At 55.0% G+C, this 23,521-nt stretch carries 15 protein-coding genes; 6 read left to right on the top strand and 9 right to left on the bottom strand.

What is annotated here, in order from left to right; all coding sequences use genetic code 11:
- Positions 1-182: 182 nt before the first annotated feature.
- From E2H98_RS14835 to E2H98_RS14845, 3 genes are all read left to right on the top strand, one after another.
- The gene (locus E2H98_RS14835) at positions 183-4,868 is read left to right on the top strand and encodes a PDC sensor domain-containing protein (RefSeq protein ID WP_133590116.1); all 4,686 of its coding nucleotides are present in this window, start codon (positions 183-185) and stop codon (positions 4,866-4,868) included.
- A 73-nt stretch (positions 4,869-4,941) separates the two neighbouring features.
- Positions 4,942-5,508 (top strand): nucleoside deaminase, encoded by a 567-nt coding sequence (locus tag E2H98_RS14840; protein WP_133590114.1) that lies wholly within the window; start codon positions 4,942-4,944, stop codon positions 5,506-5,508.
- Positions 5,509-5,537: 29 nt separating this feature from the next.
- On the top strand, positions 5,538-6,203 hold the full coding sequence (locus E2H98_RS14845) for a fatty acid hydroxylase family protein (protein ID WP_133590112.1): 666 nt from the start codon (positions 5,538-5,540) through the stop codon (positions 6,201-6,203).
- 36 nt (positions 6,204-6,239) lie between these two features.
- Here the strand turns inward: E2H98_RS14845 and uvrA are convergent, their stop codons facing one another.
- From uvrA to E2H98_RS14875, 6 genes are all read right to left on the bottom strand, one after another.
- Entirely contained in the window at positions 6,240-9,110 is a 2,871-nt protein-coding gene (uvrA, locus tag E2H98_RS14850; RefSeq protein WP_133590110.1) for an excinuclease ABC subunit UvrA, read from the bottom strand.
- A gap of 148 nt (positions 9,111-9,258) precedes the next feature.
- The gene (locus E2H98_RS14855; protein ID WP_133590108.1) at positions 9,259-10,602 is read right to left on the bottom strand and encodes a sensor histidine kinase; all 1,344 of its coding nucleotides are present in this window, start codon (positions 10,600-10,602) and stop codon (positions 9,259-9,261) included.
- Positions 10,599-11,954, bottom strand: coding sequence for a sigma-54-dependent transcriptional regulator (locus E2H98_RS14860; protein WP_133590106.1), 1,356 nt, complete (start codon positions 11,952-11,954; stop codon positions 10,599-10,601). Before E2H98_RS14860 ends, E2H98_RS14855 begins: the two co-directional genes overlap by 4 nt.
- A 58-nt stretch (positions 11,955-12,012) precedes the next feature.
- A complete protein-coding gene (locus tag E2H98_RS14865) occupies positions 12,013-14,433 on the bottom strand; it encodes an ADOP family duplicated permease (protein WP_133590103.1) in 2,421 nt (806 codons plus the stop codon).
- A gap of 12 nt (positions 14,434-14,445) precedes the next feature.
- Positions 14,446-15,150: an ABC transporter ATP-binding protein gene (locus E2H98_RS14870; protein WP_133590101.1), complete on the bottom strand. Its 705-nt coding sequence runs from the start codon at positions 15,148-15,150 to the stop codon at positions 14,446-14,448.
- 25 nt (positions 15,151-15,175) lie between these two features.
- Positions 15,176-16,426, bottom strand: coding sequence for an efflux RND transporter periplasmic adaptor subunit (locus tag E2H98_RS14875; protein ID WP_133590099.1), 1,251 nt, complete (start codon positions 16,424-16,426; stop codon positions 15,176-15,178).
- Positions 16,427-16,724: 298 nt separating this feature from the next.
- Between E2H98_RS14875 and ssb the strand changes: the two genes are divergently transcribed.
- The gene (gene ssb / locus E2H98_RS14880) at positions 16,725-17,222 is read left to right on the top strand and encodes a single-stranded DNA-binding protein (protein ID WP_133590097.1); all 498 of its coding nucleotides are present in this window, start codon (positions 16,725-16,727) and stop codon (positions 17,220-17,222) included.
- Between the two features lie 254 nt (positions 17,223-17,476).
- Positions 17,477-18,874: an alpha/beta hydrolase family protein gene (locus E2H98_RS14885; protein WP_133590095.1), complete on the top strand. Its 1,398-nt coding sequence runs from the start codon at positions 17,477-17,479 to the stop codon at positions 18,872-18,874.
- Between the two features lie 9 nt (positions 18,875-18,883).
- On the opposite strand, the gene E2H98_RS14890 is transcribed toward E2H98_RS14885, so the two are convergent.
- The gene (locus E2H98_RS14890; RefSeq protein ID WP_133590093.1) at positions 18,884-19,675 is read right to left on the bottom strand and encodes a substrate-binding periplasmic protein; all 792 of its coding nucleotides are present in this window, start codon (positions 19,673-19,675) and stop codon (positions 18,884-18,886) included.
- 159 nt (positions 19,676-19,834) lie between these two features.
- On the opposite strand from E2H98_RS14890, the gene E2H98_RS14895 reads away from it, so the two are divergent.
- Positions 19,835-21,733, top strand: coding sequence for an EAL domain-containing protein (locus tag E2H98_RS14895; RefSeq protein WP_133590091.1), 1,899 nt, complete (start codon positions 19,835-19,837; stop codon positions 21,731-21,733).
- 71 nt (positions 21,734-21,804) lie between these two features.
- Here E2H98_RS14895 and E2H98_RS14900 read toward each other — a convergent pair whose 3' ends face one another.
- Both E2H98_RS14900 and E2H98_RS14905 read right to left on the bottom strand, forming a co-directional pair.
- A complete protein-coding gene (locus E2H98_RS14900; RefSeq protein ID WP_133590089.1) occupies positions 21,805-22,443 on the bottom strand; it encodes a DUF2057 family protein in 639 nt (212 codons plus the stop codon).
- A gap of 108 nt (positions 22,444-22,551) precedes the next feature.
- Entirely contained in the window at positions 22,552-23,493 is a 942-nt protein-coding gene (locus E2H98_RS14905) for a porin (RefSeq protein ID WP_133590087.1), read from the bottom strand.
- Between the last annotated feature and the right edge of the window lie 28 nt (positions 23,494-23,521).

Genomic DNA, 23,521 nt, shown 5'->3' on the forward strand with positions numbered 1-23,521 from the left:
GTTACAACCAACTGAGTTAAATTAAAGCAACAACAGTGCAACGCTTGAGGTGATCAAAGGGATTTTCAGCGGCGTTGCGCCCGTGTTTGAGACATGGGGTATTGGCGGTTCGCCGGTCGGAAAATAATAAGCATCTGTCCGAACCCCCGGCGCCGCGTTAACGGCTTACGCAAGGAGGCGTGATGGCCACAGAAACGGAAGCATCGGGCAACGGTTCATCGAAAGCGCGCAAGAACCGTTCAATCATGGTGCTGTTCACCAGCATTCTGGCGGTGGTGGCGATTGCGGCGGTGTATTACGCCAGCCATATCAATCAGCAACTGGAACTGAAAGAACAGCGCGCCTATCGCGGTTTGCATGAAGCGCAGAAGCAAATTATCACGGCGCTGAATACCGCGCGCGGTTTGCGCGCGACACTGGGAACCTCACCGGATTTCGCCAGCCAGAATCTCAGTTACCAACAACTGACGAAAGCGCTGAACCGACAATTACCGAGTCCACAAACACGGCAAATGTTGCGTCAGAACGGCTTCAAGGATTTTGCCGAGACGCATGGCGAAGACAGCCATCAGCTATTGCGCGGTCTGAATAGTCTGGCGCGCAAGTATGATTATCTCGATCTGGAAGAAGCGATTCGCGTCGAGTGGGAGGTGTACGAATCGGTGCGTGGTCGCGCGCCACGCAGAAACCAGGCGTCAGAACAATCGTATTCCTGGTCCGGCGAAGACTACAGCGAGTTGCTGCGATCACTCGATGAACAGAAAAAAGCTGGGCTGGTCGCCGGTGTCGAGCAAGTCAAAACCCAGATCTCACGGCAGCTGTTGCAGCGTTATCAGTTCAGCGAAAGCGAGCGTCTGGCCGCGAAATGGTTGAATGCGGTTCTGCAGGGAGAAAAGTATTCTGCGAACCTGAGTCGTTGTGAGCAAAATTTATCGGATCAGATCAGTGCTCGAGAGGAACGGCAAACCATTTGTCGGACGATGGCTGCGGTGTTGGTGTTGGAGTCGACCCGTGCTGGTGGCTTGGAATTAACCAGCTATTTGCGCTCGGGCATCAAGCCGTTTCCGGAACAGGAATTTCCGCTGGCGCCGAACTCGGCTCGCTGTCGAGCGGAGAGCCGCGGCAGCAGCGGGTTGACGCCGGACGAACAGGGTTTCATCAATGTCGCAGTCTGGCAGCGTGAGAATCCTGCCGATCCGCGACTATTGGTTGGCCGCTGTCGGCATCAGGATTTCACGGCCGACAAAAAGATAAAAAATGAAGATGAAAGCGAAAGAGTTGATGCTGTTTACGCAGCTGAGGTCAAGCTCGATCACTTCGTTTCGGCCGGTGGCCATTTCGACGAGCTGGATGTCGTCGCGTTAGCCGATGCGGAAGGACGATTGCTGTGGCAGTGGGCCAAGGAACGAATGCCTGCGATAGGGCGGCGCTTGTATCAGGATACGCTGCCGGGTATTGCCGAGATCAGCACATTGACCAGCGCCAAACTGGTTAGTCAGCTTCCGGAGTCCGCTGGCAACAAAGAGTTGCAAGCGCTGACCGAGTTGTTTCGCAACGAACAACTTGAACAGAACGATATCTACTACATGGGTGAAAAAGCGAGGCTGTATATTCAACGCTTTATGTTGCCGATTGTTTTTTGTCAGGCTGCAGGCGGCCCGGAAAAAACGAAGGAAACCGCGGCAGCAAGCGAAGCGGAGTCCAGCTCGGCGCAAGCAGGTTCCCCCGTCGCTGAACGCCACGGCAGCACCATTACAAAATCAAATCAGCAATCATTTATCTGTGGCGAAGAGCTTGCGCACCTGATTGGGGTGCGCAAACTTACCGGCACCGACAAAGTCGGCGCGCTGGCGCCGAAGACTTTCATACTGTGGTTTTATTTGGCGGCGATGTTCCTGTTGCTATGGCCATGGCTTGCCATTGTGTTGTCGCCACATAAAGTCGCCATCGGCAAATCGCATGCTGTGCTGCTGGTGTTGACGCTGGGCATGGTCGTGGTGCTGTTGCTGAATGGTGTACTGGGTGAGCGAGTTTACGCTGGGTTATTGAAGCAATTGGAGCGCGAAACTTCGCGCTACGGCGAACAGATCGCCGATGCATGGCATCAGGAATTGTCCTCAGTGTTGCAGACAACATTGCAGGACCTCACCAAGCTTGAGCAGCTAAGGCAATGGCGAGAACAACCCGAGGCGTGGCAAAGCGCCGGCTATCGTTGCGCTTACGAATCGGGTGCAGGCCAGCGTAGTGGCACGTTTACTGTGCGCAGTTGCTATCAACCTTCGATGTTGAAGCTGGAAACCATCCGCGAAATTAATAACGAGCCATCGCCGCGTGTGCTGTCACTTGGCAGCAATATGAGTTTGTTTGAAATCGAACACGATGGCGATGGCGTGCGGCCGGTGCTGGTTTATCACGAACCACTGCCGCAGTACGGTCATCGCTTCAATGCCGGTGGTCGCCAGTACTTCAAATCGGTGGTCAATCGTCAAGGCTGGCCCTGCGACTGGCCGGCGTGTCGCGGCAGCGACCAAAGGGAAATCGAACAATTTGTCATTGAACGCATCACCAATTCCACCGACGCTCGACTGGCCAGTCAATTAGCCATTCGTTTGCGGCCGCAGCAGCACTCCGAATCGGACATGAATGGCAACAAACCGGTGAAGTTGTATTCGGCGGAGATCAGCACGCAAGCTCTGGAATTCGCCTTGGCTTTGCCCGGTGTCGAAATGTTGGTGGTCGACAATGCGACCGGCATGGTGCTGTTTCACAGCGCTGACGAAGCGCGTGTGCTGAACGAATTCATTCACAGCGAAATTGCCGATGAAAACGCGCTGATGGCGGCGATGAGCCGAGGCAAGGAAACGCCACTTATTACCCGCTATCGTGGCGTGCCGGTCTGGTTGCATGTGCGACCTTTGCCGCATGTGCCCTGGAGCTTGGTGCAAGTTTTTCCCTTGGAAAAGCTGCAACTGACCGTGGCAAACATGACCTTGCCGGCGCTGGCTTATATGTTGTTGCCAATTCTGGCGCTGGGTGCTGCTGGCATCATTGCGCTGCTGTATCGCCGGCGCATCAGTTGGTTATGGCCGCAATGGCGATTGAATGTCATGTATCGGAAAGCGAGCGTCGTTATTGCGTTGCAAACGCTGTTGCTGTTATTGGTGGCAGGTTATGTTGATGATGGCATGCTGATCGTGTTAACGATGTTGCATGTAACGTCGGTGTTGCTGATCAATCAGTTGCTGTTCGGCGTGCGCGCCGGCAACAAGTTGCTGCGATCGTCTCGCTGGCGTTATCCATTTGCTCGATGGTTGCTGCAAGCCTCCAAATCAATAGGTCTGGTCAGCAGGCCTGAAACCTTGTCGCGCTGGCAGGTACGCGCCTTGTCGCTGTGGTTGTTGCTGCAGTTGCTGATGCTGCTGTTATTGCTGCACGGCATGGCCATAACAACGATTCTCGCTTGGCCTCTCATTATTTTTGCCTTGTTGTTTGTGCTGATGTTGTGGTCGGCGTTGCGGGCACTGGGTAATGTTGAACGGGAAGCCTCTTATGAGCAAAGTGTGCTGCAGGAAAGCCGCTTGCGTGCCGGCAACCAAAGCGATAAATCGCTGACGCCGAATATGCGCTTTATCCGTTACGCTAGACGCTTCGGTGTCTGGATGACGCTGTCGGTGTTCAGCATTTTTGTTATTCCTTCCTTACTGTTTACCGCCGATTTGGGGGCTGCGGTCAGCGCCCGCGTCAATCTGGTCGCGGAGCAAACGCTGCGTTATCAGTATGGCTATAACCGCTACCGGCTCTATCAAACCAGTCGTTTGCTGTATCCGGAGCTATCGCGCAGTAGCGTCATGTTCAAACTGTCTGAGCCCGGTCACTACGCCACACATCAGTATTTTGCCGTTAGTGACTGCAAGGAATGCGCATTCAGTTACAGCACCGAGAAACTTGGCATGCATGTCGCGTCGCCATTTACCTCATATCAAACATTGGAACGAGATCCGAGCCAGCGTTGGCCGTTGTTTGATTGGATTTTGCAGCGTGTGACCACCGGCAGTGATTTTCAGGCCGCCTTCCGCTTTGCCGAATACGCCGATGCTCAGGATTTTCGCGGTGAACCTATCGCCATGACGGTCAGTCTGCCGCCGCTATGGCATTTCGGTTTCTCTGTGCTTGGTGACAACCCGTATGTGGAGTTGTTTGCCTACGCACTGCTGCTGTTTTTGCTGGCATTGCTGGTGTACGCCTTGGTCAGCTATATCGCAAAAGTGGTGTTCTGTATCGACGCGACGATACCCGGCCAGCGGCGTGTGGAATCACCGATTCATCAATCAGCATTTCTGAATCGGGAACTGGAGTTGGTACCGGCAGAACAGCGACCGGAAATTGCCGAATTGATCGGTGAAATGATGCGCGGTTTACCGGACAGCCATGTCGTCGCCTACCTGGCGCAGAAAGAACAAAGTCAGTATGACGCGATCTGGCGAAATCTGTCCGAAAAAGAAAAATGCCTGTTGCGCCATATCGCTGCCGGCGACTCGCCTTTGTCCAGCGACATCTATTCATTGAAGCAACTGATCGCGAAAGCGCTGGTGGTGCCACGACCGAACTTCCAAATCATCAACGAATCATTCCGCCTGTTTATTCTGGCCAATGTCGACGAGGAAATGATGGCCGAATGGGAGTACAAAGTCCGCTCCGATGCCTGGACGACGTTGCGTTGGCCGCTCGGTGTTGCGCTGGTGCTGTTGCTGGCCTGGATGTCCTATTTCGGCGGCGACATCGCGCAACTCGTTACCTCCAGCATGATGGCGGCCGGTGGCTTGTTCGCGGCTATCAGGCAGGCGATGTCGATGTGGAAAGGCGGCTGAAGCATTGCCACTTGCGTTGAACACACATTGCTTTTAAGTTCAGAGCATAGTGGCAGCGACTGAGGATCAGCCGATGAATGCTGCGATTCACATTACCCAGCCTGATTGGCTGCGGCAGATGGTATCGAACTGTCCGAGCTTGGCTGATGACCAACAGCGGATGGCATTTGTGCTGGATTTGGCTCAAGAGACCGTACGAAGAGGCTATGGTGGCCCGTTTTCAGCAGCGGTATTTGCCGAGAGTGGTCAGTTGATTAGTGTCGGTGTCAATTCGGTGCTGCCACAACACAACAGTGTTCTGCATGCCGAAGTGGTCGCGCTGATGTTCGCAGAGCAGTACCAGCAACGACATGATTTGCCGCGTCACAGCTTGTTCTGTTCCTGTGCCCCCTGTGCGATGTGTCTCGGCGCCATTTTCTGGAGTGGTGTGCAGCGTGTAGTGTCGGCCGCGACCAAAGCAGATGCCGAAGCAGCTGGTTTCGATGAAGGGCCGGTATTTCCGCAAACGCTGGACTATTTACGCAAAGCGGGCATTGAACTGGTGGAAGGTTTGCAGCGGCAAAGAGCCAGGCAGATCTTGCTGGATTACCGGGCCGGCGGCGGTGAAATTTATAATCCGCTATCGGGTCAAAAAGCATGAGCAAGATGCGAGGCAGGCGGAGGTAACCCATGCAGTCTACGTCCGAGTTCCGTCATGATTATCGTCAGCGAAATATCTCCCGGCATTATCGAGCCCATTGGCATATTGCGCTCAATATGGCGATTGGTATCGGGTTCATTACGTTGGCGGTATTGCAGAGCAACAACATTCAACCATTGGAATGGTTGGTCGTTCCGTTCACGTTTCTCTATGCGAACCTGGCTGAGTATCTCGGTCATCGTTATCCGATGCACCGACCTTTTCCCGGCTTGAAACTGATTTACCAGCGTCATGCGCGTGAGCATCACCGTTTCTTTACCGCGGAACAGATGGCGTTTGAGCAAGCCTGCGATGTCAAAGCCGTGCTGTTTCCACCGAGTCTGGTGCTGTTCTTCGCTGGCGTATTCGGTGTGCCGATCTGGTGGTTAATCAGTTGGCTATGGAGCGACAATGCGGCCTGGCTGTTTACGGCGACCGGCGCAGCATACTTCCTGAATTACGAACTGCTGCACTCGATTTATCATTTGCCGGAGCAATCACGGATTCGACAACTGCCATTGATCAAACGCATGAGCTACTGGCACACCGCGCATCATCGACCAGAGCTGATGACGCACTGCCATTTCAATATCACTTATCCGATCTTCGATTATCTGTTTGGCACGCGTGCGCCGAAAGAGTTGCCTCATAATTAATAGAAAAAAGCCCGGCTGTTTCTGACCGGGCTTTTTTTATTTGCTGGCGCGTCGCTTTTTCGGTGTGCTGCTGGCCTGTTGCTTGGCCAGCAGTTCGCCGAGGAAACGGCCAGTGTGCGAAGCCTTGACCGTGCAGATATCTTCCGGTGTACCGGCCGCGATGATCTGGCCGCCACCACTACCACCTTCCGGACCCAAATCAACAATCCAGTCAGCGGTTTTGATCACATCGAGGTTATGTTCGATGACGACAATGGTGTTGCCGTGATCGCGCAGCTCATGCAGCACTTTCAGCAATTGTTTGACGTCGTGAAAGTGCAGACCGGTGGTTGGCTCATCGAGTATGTACAGCGTTTTGCCGGTGTCGCGACGTGACAATTCTTTCGACAATTTCACCCGTTGCGCTTCACCGCCGGAAAGTGTGGTCGCCGACTGGCCAAGCGTGATGTAGGACAAACCAACATCCATCAAGGTTTGTAGTTTGCGGGCAATGGCGGGCACGGCATCGAAAAACGCGCGGGCATCCTCAACCGTCATGTTCAGCACTTCGGTGATGTTCTTGCCCTTGTAAGTCACGTCCAGCGTTTCGCGGTTGTAGCGCTGGCCTTTGCAGACATCGCATTGCACATAGATATCCGGCAGGAAATGCATCTCCACTTTCAACAAGCCATCGCCCTGACAGGCTTCGCAGCGTCCGCCTTTGACGTTGAAACTGAATCGACCTGGCGCATAACCTCGGGCGCGCGCTTCTTTGGTTTCGGAAAACAGTTCGCGGATGGGCGTGAACAGGCCGGTGTAAGTTGCCGGATTGGAGCGCGGGGTGCGCCCGATCGGGCTTTGATCGATATCGATTACCTTATCGAAATGCTCCATGCCATCGAGTGTTTTGTAGGGCGCTGGGTTGACGTTCTCCGCCCCGTTCAATTCTTTCGCGGCGACTTGATACAGCGTGTCGTTGATCAACGTCGATTTACCGGAGCCAGAAACCCCGGTAATGCAGGTAAATAATCCGACCGGTAATTCCAGGCTGACGTTTTTCAGGTTGTTGCCAGCGGCGCCGGTCAGTGTCATCACTCGGCTTGGATCCATCGGTGTGCGAACCGTCGGGATTTCAATCGCTTCGCTACCGGACAGGTACTGACCGGTTATCGATTTCTTGTTGGCGCAAATTTCCTTGTAGCTGCCTTGCGCGACAATCTCACCACCATGAACGCCGGCACCGGGGCCGATGTCGACAATATGATCGGCACTGCGTATCGCGTCTTCGTCGTGCTCAACGACAATGACTGTGTTGCCGATATCGCGCAAATAGGTCAGTGTTTTCAGCAGCCGTTCGTTATCGCGCTGATGCAGACCGATCGATGGCTCGTCGAGAATGTACATGACGCCGACCAGGCCAGCTCCGATCTGCGAGGCCAGTCGAATACGCTGCGCTTCGCCACCGGACAGAGTTTCGGCACTGCGATCCAGCGTCAGGTATTCCAAACCGACGTTGACCAGAAAACCCAGGCGTGCGGTGATTTCATTGAGAATCTTCGAAGCAATTTTGCCGCGCTGGCCGGTCAATTTCAGTTTGTCGAAATATTGTTGTGCTTCACCAACGGGCAAGCGAACGATATCCGGCAGCGATTCCTTTTTTATGCGAACATTACGCGCCGCTTCGTTCAGGCGTGTGCCTTCACAATCCGGGCAGGGTTTGGTGGTCATGAACTTGGCCAGTTCATCACGAATCTGCTGCGAATCGGTGTCGCGGTAACGGCGCTCGAAATTGGCGATGATGCCTTCGAATGGATGCTTGCGCATGACCGAGTCACCGCGGTCGTTGTAATAACGGAAATCGATGACTTCCTTACCGCTGCCATAGAGCACGACATCCTGGGCTTTTTTCGGCAGTTTCTTGAAAGGCGTTTCGAGGTCGAACTTGTAATGCTTGGCCAGCGATTTCAGCATATGGAAATAAAATACATTGCGCTTATCCCAGCTGCGAATCGCACCATCACTTAAGGACTTGTCCGGCGCCGTGACCACCCGCGATGGATCGAAATAGGAATGCACGCCCAAGCCGTCACAAGTCTGACAGGCGCCAGAAGGGCTGTTGAACGAGAACAGTTTGGGTTCGAGCTCGGTCAGGGCAAATCCGCATTGCGGGCAGGCGTGTTTGGCCGAGAAAACCAGTTCAGCTTTTTTCTCGTCGTCCATGAAAGCGATTTGCGCCAATCCATCGGAAAGTTTCAGCGCGGTTTCAATCGATTCAGCCAAGCGTTGCTTTTGGTCGTCGCGCACTTTGAAACGATCGATCACCACTTCAATCGTGTGTTTGCTGCGGGCATCGAGTTTCGGCGCTTCGGCAAGCTCAACGACATTGCCGTTGATGCGGGCACGGACAAAGCCTTTGCCTTTCAGTTCGGTCAACAAACCGACGTGTTCACCCTTACGGCCCTGAATCACTGGCGCCAACAGCATCAAGCGCGCGCCTTCATCCATTTCCAGAATCCGGTCGACCATTTGCGAGACGGTTTGTGCGTCGAGCTTGATGCCATGGGTCGGACAATGCGGTTCGCCAACGCGGGCATAGAGCAGGCGCAGATAATCGTAAATCTCGGTAACGGTGCCTACGGTCGAACGCGGGTTATGCGAAGTCGATTTCTGCTCGATGGAAATGGCTGGGCTCAAGCCTTCGATATGCTCGACATCGGGCTTTTCCATCAGACTCAAGAACTGCCGCGCGTAAGCCGACAGCGATTCAACATAGCGGCGCTGGCCTTCGGCGTAGAGCGTATCGAAGGCCAGTGAGGATTTGCCGGAGCCCGAAAGGCCGGTGATGACAATCAGCTTGTCGCGCGGCAAATCGAGATCGATGTTCTTCAGGTTATGGGTGCGGGCGCCGCGAATCAGGATTTTATCCATGGTGCTATTTGGTTTCCCCGGAAACGAAGACGAATCCGCCCGGGACGACAAAAGGCCGCCGGCGGAGAGGTGTGGACAGTGTAGCTTATACGAAAGGCCAAGGGTTAACGTTTCGTTAACATTCACAGAGCCGTTTTGGCAAGCCGGGTTAGCCCAAGGCCTTTGGCAACAGCACCTCAGCGATGCAACCCTGTCGGTCCTTGCGATTGCGCAGGCTCAGGCTGCCGCCGTGGGCTTCGACGATTTGTCGGCTAATCAGCAGACCAATGCCGCTACCGCCGGGCTTGGTCGAGTAAAACGGCACAAATAGATTGCCGGGGTTGGCGATACCACTGCCCTGGTCGAGCACTTGCAGGCTGATTTGCTGCTTGCTTGCCCGTACACGCAATTGCACGGGTGCGCCTTCATCACCCGCTTCAATGGCGTTCTTCAGCAGGTTCAGCAACGCCTGCTGCAGCTGTCCGGCATCGACAAACACCGGTAACGGGCCGGGTTCGATATCGAACTCGACCTGGCTGGCCGCCTGCAGTGTTTTCAGCGCGTTCAGCACTTCGCGCAGGTCGATAGGCTGGCATTGAGGTGTCGGCAGACGGGCGAGCTCGGCATAGCGCCGGACAAAGCGATTCAGGCTGCTGGCGCGCTCCTGAATCACCTGCAAACCGTGCTGAAGGTCGTCCGCCGTTTCGGCCGGCAAATCATGGCTGACCGTACGCAGGCTTTCACTGATTGAAATAATCGGCGACAGTGAATTGTTTACTTCATGACTGAGCACCCGAATCAGCCGGGTCCAGACTTTTTGTTCTTCGCGGCGCAGCACATGCTGCAAATCGGAAACGAACAACAAGTAGTGCGGCAGGCCGCGTTCACGATATTGTTCGACCCGAACATGCCATTGGCCATGTTGACTGGCGAACGCATGCTCGCGCACTTCGCTGTCCTGCACGGCCAACAAGCCATGCATGCCGAGCGCCTCGGCGCTTTGCTGACGCAGTTGTTCGATCGGCGCCTGCAACAAATGCAAGGCCATCGTGTTGGCCAGCGTCAGTCGCTGCTGATGGTCAAAGGCGAAAATCGCGACATCGATATCGCGAATGATCTTCTCGACCAGCAATTGTTGTTCGACGGTGTGCAAGCGCTGTTGCTGCAGTTGCTCGGCCAGCGCGTTCAGTTCACGCACCAGTTCGCCATAAGCACCGGGATCGCGGCTGCCGCGACCACGCAGGCTGTAATCACCGCGGCGCACCGATTCGGCAACATTGACCAACACCCGCCATTGTTGACTGAGTCGCGCCGGCAAATGCAGCAGGCTTAAAAGCAGCGGCAGAAACACCATGGCGCTGGCAAAGACTTTTCCGTGCCAGGACCAATCGCTGACAAACCAGACAAGATAAATCGTCAGCGCGACGATGGGCGTCAACGCCAGCAGCAAGCCAAGCAATAGTTGATGTTCGCTGGCGAGCTTGGCGAATTTTTTTTCTGAAGGCGACTTCAACGGTATTTTTCCAACCGGCGATAAAACGCCGAACGACTCAAACCAAGCGCTTCAGCGGCGGCATTGGCATTGCCATCGTGGCGCGCCAAAGCCATTTCCAGTAGACGTTTTTCCGCTTGCTCCATCGTCAACGCCTGCCAGTCGCCTTGTACTGAATTGGCCGTGCTGGCATGCAGCGCCAATGCTTCGGCTTCGATTTGCGTCGCTTCACTGAGCACCACCGCGCGTTCAATACAGTGTTTCAATTCGCGCACATTGCCCGGCCAGGCATAGGCTTGCAATGCGCTGGCCGCTGTTTCTGAAAAGCCATTGATCGGGCGTTGGTATTTGCCGCTGTACTGACGCAAAAAATGGCGCGCCAACGGCAGAATATCCTCCGGTCGCTCCGCCAGCGACGGTAAACGTAACTCCAGACCGCATAGCCGGTAATACAAATCCTGACGGAACTGACCTTTTTCAATTAGCGTCGGCAAGTCGGCATTGGTTGCGCTGATTACACGAACATTAACGTGCTGACGGCGGTTGCTGCCGACTTTCTCAAACTCGCCACTTTCCAGCACGCGCAATAACTTCGCTTGTTGGCTCAGCGGCAGGTTGCCGACTTCGTCGAGAAACAGCGTGCCGTTATCGGCCAATTCAAATCGACCGATGCGGGTTTCGCGGGCATCGGTGAACGCGCCTTTGACATGACCGAACAATTCGCTTTCAAACAGCTGCTCGGGAATGGCCCCCATGTTGACGCTGATAAACGGCTGTGAAGCGCGTGCTGATTGTTCATGAAGCCGTTGCGCCAACTGGCTTTTGCCGGTGCCGTTGGCGCCGGTCAGCAGCACATTGATATCGGTGTTGGCGATGGACGCTGTTTTCGTCATCAACTGCCGCATGACCGCCGAATCGGCAATCCAATCGTTATGCTGCGCCGATTTCAACAGCGCGTTTTCGGCGCTAAGGCGCACCTGCTGTTGTTGCTGCGTGCGTCGTTCCAGCTGCTGGCGAATAATGGTCAGCAAGCGGGTGTTGTCCCAAGGCTTTTCGATAAAGTCATTGGCGCCGCGGCGCATCGCCTCCACGGCGAGTTCCACCGTGCCCCAACCGGTCATGACGACAATCGACAGACTGGCATCTTGTTCGCGCAAGCGGCTAATTAATTCCAGTCCTTCCTGTCCTGAGGTCGTGTCTTGTCGGTAATTCATGTCCATCAACAACAGCGCGTAATCGCGTTGCTGCCATTGCTCGATCACTTTCGCCGGGGTGCTGACGCTATCAATGGCGTAGCCGGCGTTTTTCAGCAGCAGGCGCAACGCGCGCAACACATCGCTGTCGTCATCGGCAATCAGAATCGGCAAATTCATCAACTCAGTCCAGAAGGGGAACCGTGCAAAAAAATCAGGCGCTAGGCGCCCGATGTCGTCATTCGTAGCGTAGCGCCGTTGCGGGCGACAAGTTTACCGCGCGTCGCGCCGGCCACAAAGTCGCCGCGGCAACAATGATGCTGACCATCAGCAGCACGGCCAAGGCCAGCGTCAGCTCTTCGCCATCAATGCCAAAGAGCACGCCGCGCAGTGCTTCGACCAGCAACAGGCCCAGACTGACGCCTATGACCGCGCCGATGATTAGACGATAGCCACCTTGTTGCAGCAATTGCCACATTACGTGTCGTTCGGAAGCACCGAGCGCGCGCCGAACACCGAGCTCCTGAGTACGCAATGCGACCGAACGAGCAATTACGCCATAAATGCCGCTGGCAGCCAGTAACACACCAAGCGCGGCCATGGCCAAAAACAGCTTGCTGACGAACACCATACCGGCGTTGTAACGATAGATGCGCTCGGTCAATGGCATAGCACCGTTGACTGGGATATCGGTGTCGATGCGGGCGACATCTGAAGCCAGACTGCGCGCCAACATCATCGGTTCTTGTTCGGTGGCGACGGCAACGACCAGATCTTCAACCGGCAATTGCCGCAGGCTAAGGTACATATCGTTGTAGTGGGCAAAGTCAACGAACGGCTGACCATACATGGTTTCACTGACCACACCGACAACGGTGTACCATTTTTCATTATTCGGATCATGGTCGCGGTCGAGCCCGATGCGTTTACCGATCGGTGATTGTCCCGGCCAGTTTTTCTCGGCAAATTGTTCACTGACAATCACGACGCGTTCACTGTTTTCCTGATCGCGCGAGTCAAACAATCGTCCCTGCACTAACTGGATGTCGAACAGGGAAAAATAATTGTCGGTGACGACGACCCGGGTCGCACTCGGGTATTTTTTATCCGGGACATCGCGGCCTTCGACCAGATAAGTCCAGATCGGGCCATACATGCCGGGCAAGTGACAACCTAGCGCGATGCCTTGTACGCCGGGTTGGCCAGTGATCAACGCCTGTAGTTTCTCGGCAAAGCGATAGCGATCGTTCGGCTCGTCATCATATTTCTGCGTATACAAATCGATTTCGCCAATCAAAACATTATTGATGCGGGCACCATAGTCAGCTTTCATCGTCTGATGGGTCGAAGCCACCATTGCCAGTGAGGCAATCAGCAAGGTGATCGACAGTGCAATCTCGGCAATGACCAGCACATGCGTCATTCGGGTCATGCGCAAGCCTTGTGCGCCGCGTGTGCCGTCACGCAAGAACTGATTGATATTCGTCGTGCTGGCCCGCCAGGCTGGATACAAGCCAACCGCCAACGCGGTCAGCACCGTCAGCAACAATGCAAACAACAAGTCCTGATTGCTGAACTCGAATGTCCACCAAAACGGCAATGAATCATTGAATGCCGTGATATGTTGCCGACTCCAATCCAAGGCCCAGCTGGCGAAAAAAACGCCGATCAAACCGCCGGCCATCGCCAGCAACAGCGCCTCCCAAAGCATTTGTCGGATAAGCCGCCAACGGGGAGCACCAAGTGCGTTACGGATGGCCACTTCTTTTTGCCGTTCGGCGGCGCGCGCCAACAACAGATTGCCCGCATTCAACACCACCAGCAGCAGAATCAAACCGGCTGCAGCACTCATGACAGCGATGATCGTCATTGAGTTAGTCAGGGCATGCTGGGTAAATGGCCACACTTTGACACTATGATTGGCATTGGTGGCTGGGTACTGTTGTTCGAGCTTTTTCATGATGGCTTTCAACTCGGCATCGGCCTCCTCGATACTGACTCCATCGCGCAAACGCCCGACAATGCTCAGATAAGGTCCATCACCTGGTTGCACAACACCGGATTTTTTCATCGGCAACCACATTTGCGCGAAGTCGGGAAACGCATAACCTGCTGGCATTACCCCGACAATTGTCGCCGGAATGTCATCGATGCGAACTTTGCGACCAACAATGTCTTGGTCTCCGCTGAATTCGCTCTGCCACACTTGATAAGACAACACCGCGACCAGTGGTGCACCCGGTTCGCTGTCGGTGGCTTGCAAAACACGGCCCAACAATGCCGGCACATCGGTTAGCGCAAAGAGTTCGTGATTGTTGTAGTTGGCAGAAACGCGAAGCGGCAATTTCGCTCCGGTCAAGGTGATATCGCTTTTACGCGAACGGGTGAAGATCTCGAAAGTGCTTTGCGTTTGAGCGAGTTGCTCAAAGTTGAAATTCGCCAGTGAGTTTCCGCCCTGCTCAAAGCCATTCATGATCGCGCTGACCAAGACCAGCTTTTCTGACTCCGGAAACGGTAGCTCAGCGTAGGCAAGCGTGCGTATCAATGAATACATATATACCGACACACCGAGTCCAGCGGCCAATACAAATAGCGTCAGCGCCGTGAAGCCCGGTGTTTTGCCTAACAATCGTAACGCGTATTGCAATTCCTTCCACATGGTTGGGCTCCCTCAAGCGGCAACGGCGTTGGCGCGGCTATCGTTGACGATACGACCATCGAACAGCGCGATTTGCCGGTTGGCCAGCGCAGCCAGATGTGGATCGTGAGTGACCATGACAATGGTGCTGCCTTCGCGGTGCATCTGTTGCAACAAACGCATGACCATCTCGGCGTTGCGCGAATCGAGGTTACCGGTAGGTTCGTCGGCAAGCAGTAGGCCAGGGTTACCGGCCAAAGCACGGGCGATGGCAACGCGTTGCTGCTGGCCGCCAGACAGCTGCGCCGGGTAATGCTTGGCGCGATGTTGCATGTCGACTTTTTCCAGCATTTGTTGCACGCGATTCTGACGTTCGGCTTTCGACAGATCATCACGATAACTGAGCGGCAACGCGACGTTTTCCGCCACGCTTAAATCGCTAATCAGATTGAATGCCTGAAACACAAAGCCGATATCGCGGTTGCGCTTGCGGGCACGTTCACGATTATTCAGGTTATGCACCGCTTCGCCTTGCAATTGGTATTCGCCGCTGCTGGCCGTGTCGAGCAAGCCAATCACCGAAAGCAACGTCGATTTGCCGCAACCGGAGGGGCCGGTAATCGCGACGAATTCGCCACGGTTAATCGACAACTCAATATTGTTCAAGGCCAGGGTTTCGATTTCATCGGTCAAAAAGGTTTTGCTTACCGCGTTCATGCGGACAACGGCTTCGTTCATGTTTTTTCTCCTTTAGGTATTCAAACTAGTTCAATTGCAGTCGTGCTGGGTCGCCCCATAAGCTGCTGTCGTTCAACAAAATGCGATCGCCGGGTTTCAGGCCGGATTTGATTTCAATCAGATTGACCGAGGCGATGCCGTACTGCACCGGCACGCGCTCGGCGGCTTCACTGTCAATCAACCGGTAGACATTGCTCTGCTGGTTGGCGCTGGTATGCGCCGGTCGCGCCACAAATAAGGCGTTGTCGAGTGAGGCTATTTCAATACGACCATCGACACTCAAGTCCGGGCGGGCACCCAAGGGCAACTCGCCATGCAAAGCGATATCGACGTGCACCATGCCGGCACGTACGGCCGGGTCAATGCGGATGACGACACCTTTGACCAAACCATTGCGGGTATCGATTTCGGCGCGCTGATCGAGCGCCAAATCGCGCGCCTGTTGTTCCGGAATTTTCAATTCGGCATACAGCGATTGCGGGTCCACGACTTTCGCGACGGTGACGCCGATATCCACGCGCTGTCCGGGTTCAACACTGATGGTTTGCACCACGCCATCGATAGGTGCGCGCACGGCCAGCGCTGCCACTTGCTGTTCGGCGCGTTGCAGTTGCTGGCGGGTTTGTTCGAGTTTGGCGTCGGCCGCTTGTTTTTCGGCTTTGATCGTCGCGCTGAACTGTTGTAGCCGATGCCGCTCAATTTCCAGCGTTTTTTGTAATTGTTCGGCGGTCAATCGACTGCGTTGATGGTCGACATCGGCTATCACCTGGCCATGCTCGGCGATCAAGCGCGCCTCAGCTTGGAATTGCAAACTCGCGGCCTGCCAGGCCGATTCCGATTTGACGACACTGGTTTCCAACGTCAGTTGTTCGTTGCGTAAACGCACGGCAAGCGCAGCGACCTCAGCTTGTTGAGCGGCCAAGGCCCAGCGCAGTTCTTCGGCCGCTTGCAGCAACGCCAGATTGCTCATGTTCAGCAACAGCTCGCCGGCTTTAACCAGCCGTCCCGGTTTGGCGTGCACGCTATCGACGGTACCGGCACTTTGGCTGCTGACTTGCGCAACCGTGGCCGGTAACAACAGACCATTGCCGAGCACTTCGACCCGCAGCGGCCCTTTCGTCACGGTGCCGTAGGCGAGGCTGGCCTTGGCGACCGGATAGCCGGCACCGCTGCTGCGCTCACGCAGGGTCCAGACGGCAACGGGCAGTAGCACCAGTGCCAGCGTCGGCAGCAGCCACTTCGGTAGTTTTTTCTTGGTCGGACGTTTCGTGTCCATGGCATTCCATTGAGTGAACAGGCATTGGTCTATTTCTTATCAAGTCTTGTGCCAACTATCTAACGTGTTGAATTTAAAGGGCTACTGCGATTTTCTGTTTGAATCGAGGCGGTGTCCGTCCCGAAATCGGGAAACTTTTCGTGTAGGCGAATCCCGGATTCGGGATGGGGCGATATCGAGCAATCCTGCAAACAGTGTTAGCATGCGCGGCAAGGCGCCAAGCGCCTCCAAGGGACGTGCCAGGCCAAATCCGAAACGCCCGGCACGCACGGAAAGACCAAACCAGAGGATTCACCCCATGGCATCTCGTGGAGTCAATAAAGTCATCATCGTCGGCAATTTGGGCCGCGATCCGGAAGTGCGTTACACCCCCGGTGGTGACGCCATCGCTAACTTAACCGTAGCGACCAGCGAAAGCTGGAAAGATAAGCAAACCGGTGAACCGAAAGAAATCACCGAATGGCACCGCGTTGTCGCCTATGGCCGTTTGGCGCAAATCATGGGTGAATACCTGCGCAAAGGCTCGAAGGTCTATATCGAAGGCAGCCTGCGTACCCGTCAGTGGGAAAAAGACGGTCAGAAACATTACACCACCGAAATCCGCTGCAACGAAATGCAAATGCTCGACAGCGCTCGCAGCGGCGGCGGTTCCTCTTCTTATGATGAAGGTGGCGGCAGCTACGGCGGTGGCGGCAACCAACAGCCTGCTCGTCGTCCAGCCTCGAATCAACCGGCTCCGGCGATGGCCGATGAGGGCTTCAATGATCCGCCGTTTGATGAAGATATTCCGTTCTGATCCCCTCAATTCAAAAAAGAAACGCCCTGCGGGGCGTTTCTTTTTGCCCGAAATTTTTCAGAAACGTTTTTCAGTTTTTCAGTTTTTCGTCATTGAGGCATGGTCAATGTCGCAATAAATATTTCCACAGACAGCGCGTTTACATTTTTATTTACATCCGGCAATCCCTGTTGGTTTAGGTGCTCGCTATCGTGGCGCCGTCATCGAAGCGGCAACTGTCCGCTACGTCGCGTGATCTTAAATGGGGAAATTTTATGCGTAATCGTTCATGGGTCAGTCTGGCCGTGATGTTGTCGATATCGACGGTTTCAGCAGCCACTAACAGCAATGAAGTAAAGCTTCAACGCTGGCAAGGGCAAATGGTATTGCCCGATAAACAAGAATTGCCGTTTGCGCTGGAACTGTTCGATCACGGCGGTTATCTGACGGCCAACGCCCAAAGCCCGGCGCAGGGCGTCGATGTGCTACCAGTCTCCGATTTACAGATTACCGAGTTGGGCATGCGCTTCAGCTTACCGGTGTTGGGGGCACAGGTACAAACCGAGAAAGCAGAAAATGGATGCCTGCGTGGCACCTTGCATCAAGGCATCGATTTGCCTTTGCATATTTGTCCTGACGGCGCGTTTGAGCCATTTCGTTTGACTGATGGTAAACACGGTAGTAACGAGTTGGTAAAGTTTGCCGGTCAGCAGTCGGGAATTTTTCTCGCGGGTACGCTCAGTAAACCAAAAGGCGTGAAAAAACCACCGGTGATCGTGATCGCACAGGGCAGTGGACCATCGGATCGTGATGGTCAAGTGGGGCCGCATCGTCCTTATCAGGCCCTGGCCGAGCAATTGGTCGAACAGGGGTTTGCTGTATTGCGTTTTGACAAACGCGGTGTTCGTCAATCGAATGGTGATTATGCCTCGTCGACCGCCGAAACCTTTGCCAGCGATTTATCGGCAGCGTTCGCCTTTCTAGCCCAGCGTGATGACATCAATATTGAACGTATCGGCGTTGCCGGCCATAGCGAAGGCTCACATGTTGCCGCCATTGCCGCCAGTCGCAGCGGTTTTGATTTCGTTATTTCGTTGAGCGGCGTTGGACTTGATGGCATTGATGCGATCGTGCTGCAGGATGGCACCGAGACCTTGGCCAAAGGCGCGAGTGTGGAACAAGCAAAACGCTTACAGCAGATCGCCGAGCGCTATTACCGCATTTTGCTTGATGCGCCGGACGACACGGCCCGCACCACGCAACTGAAACAGTATCTGGCTGGTTTGAACGCTGACGATAAAGCCATTTATCAGCAGTGGGGCGCGCCGAGTTACACACTGAATCTGCAAAATGCCGAAGCGGATGGTCTGTATTCAATTTTGGCATCGCAACCGGCAAAAGACTGGAGCAAGGTGACTGTGCCGGTATTGTTGTTGAATGGTGACAAGGATGTGCAGGTGCCGGCCAATGAAAATCTGCAGGCTTTGGCGGCGACGCTTAAAGCCGCAGGTAATAGCAAAGTCCGCGTCGAACTGATGGCAAATCTCAATCACATGTTCCAGACGACGGAGAATGGCAGCACCGAGGAATACGCTCAACTGACCGAGAGTTTCAGCCCGCGGGCGACGAAAATCATCGTGCAGTGGTATCAACAGCAATTCGGCAATAAGTAGTGCCGTGGCTCACCACTGCAGCTCACGGGTTTCCGGGTAGACTGTGCGAATGATTTGCATCAGGCGGCCATCTTGTTTCATGGCCGCCAACTCCTGGTTGATGGTTTGTTGCAGTCGGTGTGCATCAGGCATGTTGGGGCTGATCAGCATGACCAATGGCCATTTCGGCAAGTAACTCAATTCGGTGGCGCGAATTTCCGGAAAGTCACTCAAACGCCAGCCGACATATTTCAAGCCGTTGACGACATCGGAGTTATAGGCAAATACATCGCAGCGGCCACGTCTCAGTTTGTCGAAGGCACCGGTAATGGTTTCGGCGCCCATATCGAGATTTTCCGGTTTCAGATCAAACATCGAAAAATTGTGGCCGTTGATGCCGCAAATCCTGAATGCGCGCAATTGCAGGTTGTCGGTGAATTGAATGCCGTTGGGAAAGCGGCTTTCCAGGTAGTAAGCGGAGAAGTGCACGTAGAAGTACGGGTCGCTGAACAAATATTGTTGTTCGCGCTCGGCACTGCGTGAGCTGCTGATCATCAACTGGAATTGCTGTCCGCTGGCAACCTCGCGCAGGCAGCGACGAATCGGCATGAACTCAATCTGATAACGCCATTGATGTTTGTCCAGGATATGTTGCAGCACCGCAAGACCAATGCCCTGCACGGTTTGCTCGCCGCTGGTCGTTTGGCTATACCAGCGGAATGGCGGGTACTGTTCGTTGTTCTCGCAGACGCTGACCTGATTGGCCAACGTCGGGCAAGCCCAACCGAAACACAACAACAGCAACCCGAGAACTCGCGACATCAACTGCACTCTGATGGTCAGCGTTAGCGATAAGTATAGCGACCTAACCTCTGCGGGGAAGTTCAGCGCAAAAAAACGGCGAAACAGCGCGCTAACTGGCACCGATTGCCACGTTTGCTTCTATAGTTATCAGCACCCCATCAAATTCGAAGAACGTGCATGCCGCTTTTCCGCCAGTTGTGGTTATTGATGGCCACCATTTTGTTGCTGCTGACGCTGTTGCTGGGCTTTTACGCCGAGCGCCTGCAGCAAATGCCGACGCTGGACCCGGTGGTCAGCCAGCTGTTGGTGGACAGCCGCAGCCCGGCCGCCTGGCAGGACGTTGCGGCGCGTCGGGCCAGTTTTGCCCGCCTGATCAATGAAACCCAGCTGATACAACTGACGCTGTATGCGCAGAATGGCGAGGTATTGGAGCGCTTCCCGCCCTCGACACCGTTGATTCCCACCAACAGCAGCCGCTTGAAGCTGCCGGTGCCGCTGCCCGATGGCGAAGGCCGGCTGGAGGTGGTGCTGACGGAGCGGACCTTGTTTGGCTGGTGGCGCTGGTGGCTGGCCTTGGCCGGTGTCTGGGCGGCGTTGAGTCTGCTCAGCGGTTGGTGGCTCTGGCGCTTGCTGCGCGGTGTGCGCGAGGTGCGTGAGGTGGCGCAGCGTATCATCGACGGCGAGCGTGACCCGGTGGCACTCAATATCCAGTCGAGCTATGTGACCGGCGCGGCGATTCAGCGTCTGCTGAACGAAGTGCAGCAAATGGCCAAGGCGCAGGTGACGGCCATCGATCAGGTGCGCCGCCGTTCCTTTGTCGACAGTCACACTGGGCTGGGCAATCGCGCTTATTTCGATGCGCATCTTGATGTCTTGCTCAATGATCGCGACGCTAATGTCACCGGCACCATTGTTTTGTTCGATGTCGGCGAACCGTTTGAAGATGCTTCCGCACAACAGCAGTTTGTCGAACAATTGGTCGTGCTGATTCAGCATCATCTGCGTGAGTTTTCGCAATCGATTCTGGCCCGGCGCGACGACAATAATTTTGCCGCGCTGCTGCCCGGTATCAGCGCCCGCGATATGGATACCTTCTGCCGCAAACTGCTGCGCGAAACGCAAGTGCTGGTGTCGGGGCTGAAATCGGCCAATCCGGATGCCCGCTGTCTGCACATGGGCGTCGTCAGTTATCGCTCCGGCGATGAGGCTTATCATCGGATGGCCGAAGCCGATATGGCCCTGCGCTTTGCCCAACAACAAAGCCACCAGTTCGGTTGGCATATGTTCGAGCAAGGTGAAATTCAGCCGAGCAGCATCATGGGCCGGGTGCGCTGGCGCTCATTGCTGGAGCGTGTGATCGAAAAACGTCAGGCGGTATTTCATTACCATCCGGTGGTGCTCGGTCACGATCGACGTATCGCTTTTTACGAAGTGTTGTCGCGCGTGCCCGGTGATCAGGGCGAGTTGTTTACGGCTGCGACTTTTCTGCCGATGGCGCACCGGGTTGGGCTCGCCGTCGCCTTCGATCGTCAGGTTTGTGATCGGGTGCTGAAAGCATTGCTGTTCGGTCCGCAGCAGACCAGTATGCTGTCCATCAATCTGTCTTCCGATGCCGTGCACGACCACACCTTCCGGCAATGGTTATTGGAGCACTTGGCTGAAAACCGGCCGTTGGCTGAGCGCGTGGTGTTTGAAGTCGGCGAACATATTGCTTCACATCTGAATGCCGACGTACTCGGTTTTCTTGAAGCCTTGAATGCCTGCGGTTGTGGTTTGGCCGTTGAGCATGTGGGGCAACCGCAGTACTCGGCCAATTACCTGCGGCCTGGCTTGTACCGTTTTGTGAAATTGCATCGCAGCCTGACACATGACATCGAAACCGATGCCGCCAATCAGGATTTTGTCCGGGGGTTGGCGGCCGTTGCGTCCGCGACCGGTGCCATCGTACTGGCCGAAAACGTCGAAACCGAAGCGCAGTGGCAGAAGCTGCTGACACTCGGCGTGCATGGCGGCCAAGGCTATTTGTTTGGTCAACCGAGCGCGCAAATTGGTGGCGAGGTGTCGCGCTCGGCGTGATGATTTTGGTTGGTGTCCGGATCCCTCAGGATAAATCCGGACCTACAAAACTTTTCCTGGCCGTTTGCGTTTTATTGCTGACGAATCGCCGGGTTGTTGGCCTGGATCTGTTGCAAAAACTGCTGGCGCTGTTCCGGTGTGGCCTGGCTCCACCAGAACTGCAGCATTTGTAGCGCGTCGGGTTGCGCGGGCGGCGTCGCGGTGTTGTTGCTCGACGGCTCGGTCACATAAGGCATGCGTGGCGTTTTGCCCGGAGGGGGCGTGGTGACCGGCGGCGCCACCGTGGTCGGTGGTTGGTTGATGGCCAGGCTCAAGTCCTTGGCCGGAAAGGCTTGATACTCAACCCGCGGTCCGCTGAGGGTTTCCACTCGGAACGTTGGTGCCTTGGCGTAGCTTTCGGCTTGCTCGCGCGATTTGATGCCCGGCGAATGCAAACGCAAATCCTGATTGGCGCTAATCGTGAACACCAGCGCGTAGGGTTGTGAGCGAATCGAGTCGTGCGAGTCATTGATTTCACTATCAAAAATCTCGTCGTATTCGAGCACGATGACGTTCTGGCCCGGTTGCAGCGCAATTTCCTTTTTGCGCATCAAGCTCATGCCCTGCTCGACGCCATTGACGGACAGTACATCGTAGGCTTCCGGCACAATCAATTGTGCGGCCATCACGGTATTGGCCAGCGATCCCATCAGCAGCAAAAACGTACGCATCGCTCCATTCCTCTTTTAGTGCCGGTTCGGCCAGCATCATAGTCGTTTTGTTACAGCATGAAAAAAGGGGCTGCGATGAGCCCCTTCTTTGTCAGGACGAAAGTGAAATTAGAATTTCACTTCCAGGCCGAGGCCCAGGTTGTCCTTGCCGCTGTTGGCGCCATCGTTTTCGTACATGGTGTAGAAAACGGTGGTCTGGATGTTCTTGGCCAGTTTGTAGTCCCAACCTACCGAGGTCGACTCGCCGCCTTGGGCCAGAATGTCGGACTCGCCGAACTGACCTTTGAAGGTGTGGTCGCCGGCTTTGTAGGCCAAGCTGAACAGCATGCCGTCGTCATCGGTAGCGGCTTCGCGCTCTTGCCACAGGGCGCCGATTTGGAAGTTACCCAGTTTGAACTGACCAACAACGCGCAGCGTGTCGATGTCTTCAGCACCGCCGGCATAGGTTTCTACGCCGGAATCCTGGGCAACAGCGACGTAAACATTCTTGTTGCTCCACTCGACCGACAAGGAGGTCGCATCAAAAGCGCCGTCGTTACCGTTTTTGCCTTCCTGCAGAACGGAAGCAACGTTGACACCAAAGCCGCCCATTTCCGGGGTGCTGTACTGGATGATGTTGCTGGCGCGGATTTCGCCGTTGAAAATGGTCTTGATATCGCCAACGTAGTCGTTGAACAGGTCAACCTTGTTCTGGGCGACTTTCAGCGGCGTGTCGTGACGGCCGGCAAACACTTTACCGGCGGAGCCTTTCAGACCGACGATTTGGTTACGCGACTTGATGTTGTCGTTCGAACCTTTGTCGGCATCAGCCGGGTCCACTTCCCACTCGAGCTGGTAGAAGGCTTCCAAACCTTCGCTGATACCCAGGTCTCCCTTGATACCGAAACGCGAAGCGTTGCTGACCAATTTAACTTTGTCACCGCTGGCATCGCTGTCTTCGCTTTCCACAGTAACGTTGATTTTGCCGTACAGCTCAAGAGCGGAGCCGGCGAAGCTCGGGGCGCTCAGGGCCGCGAGGGTGGCGGCGATCAGAGTCAAACGAGTATTCATGAAAATCTCCTGTAGGTTTTTATGGCGA

It is taken from the genome of Permianibacter aggregans (genome assembly GCF_009756665.1).
Lineage (GTDB): Bacteria > Pseudomonadota > Gammaproteobacteria > Enterobacterales > Permianibacteraceae > Permianibacter > Permianibacter aggregans.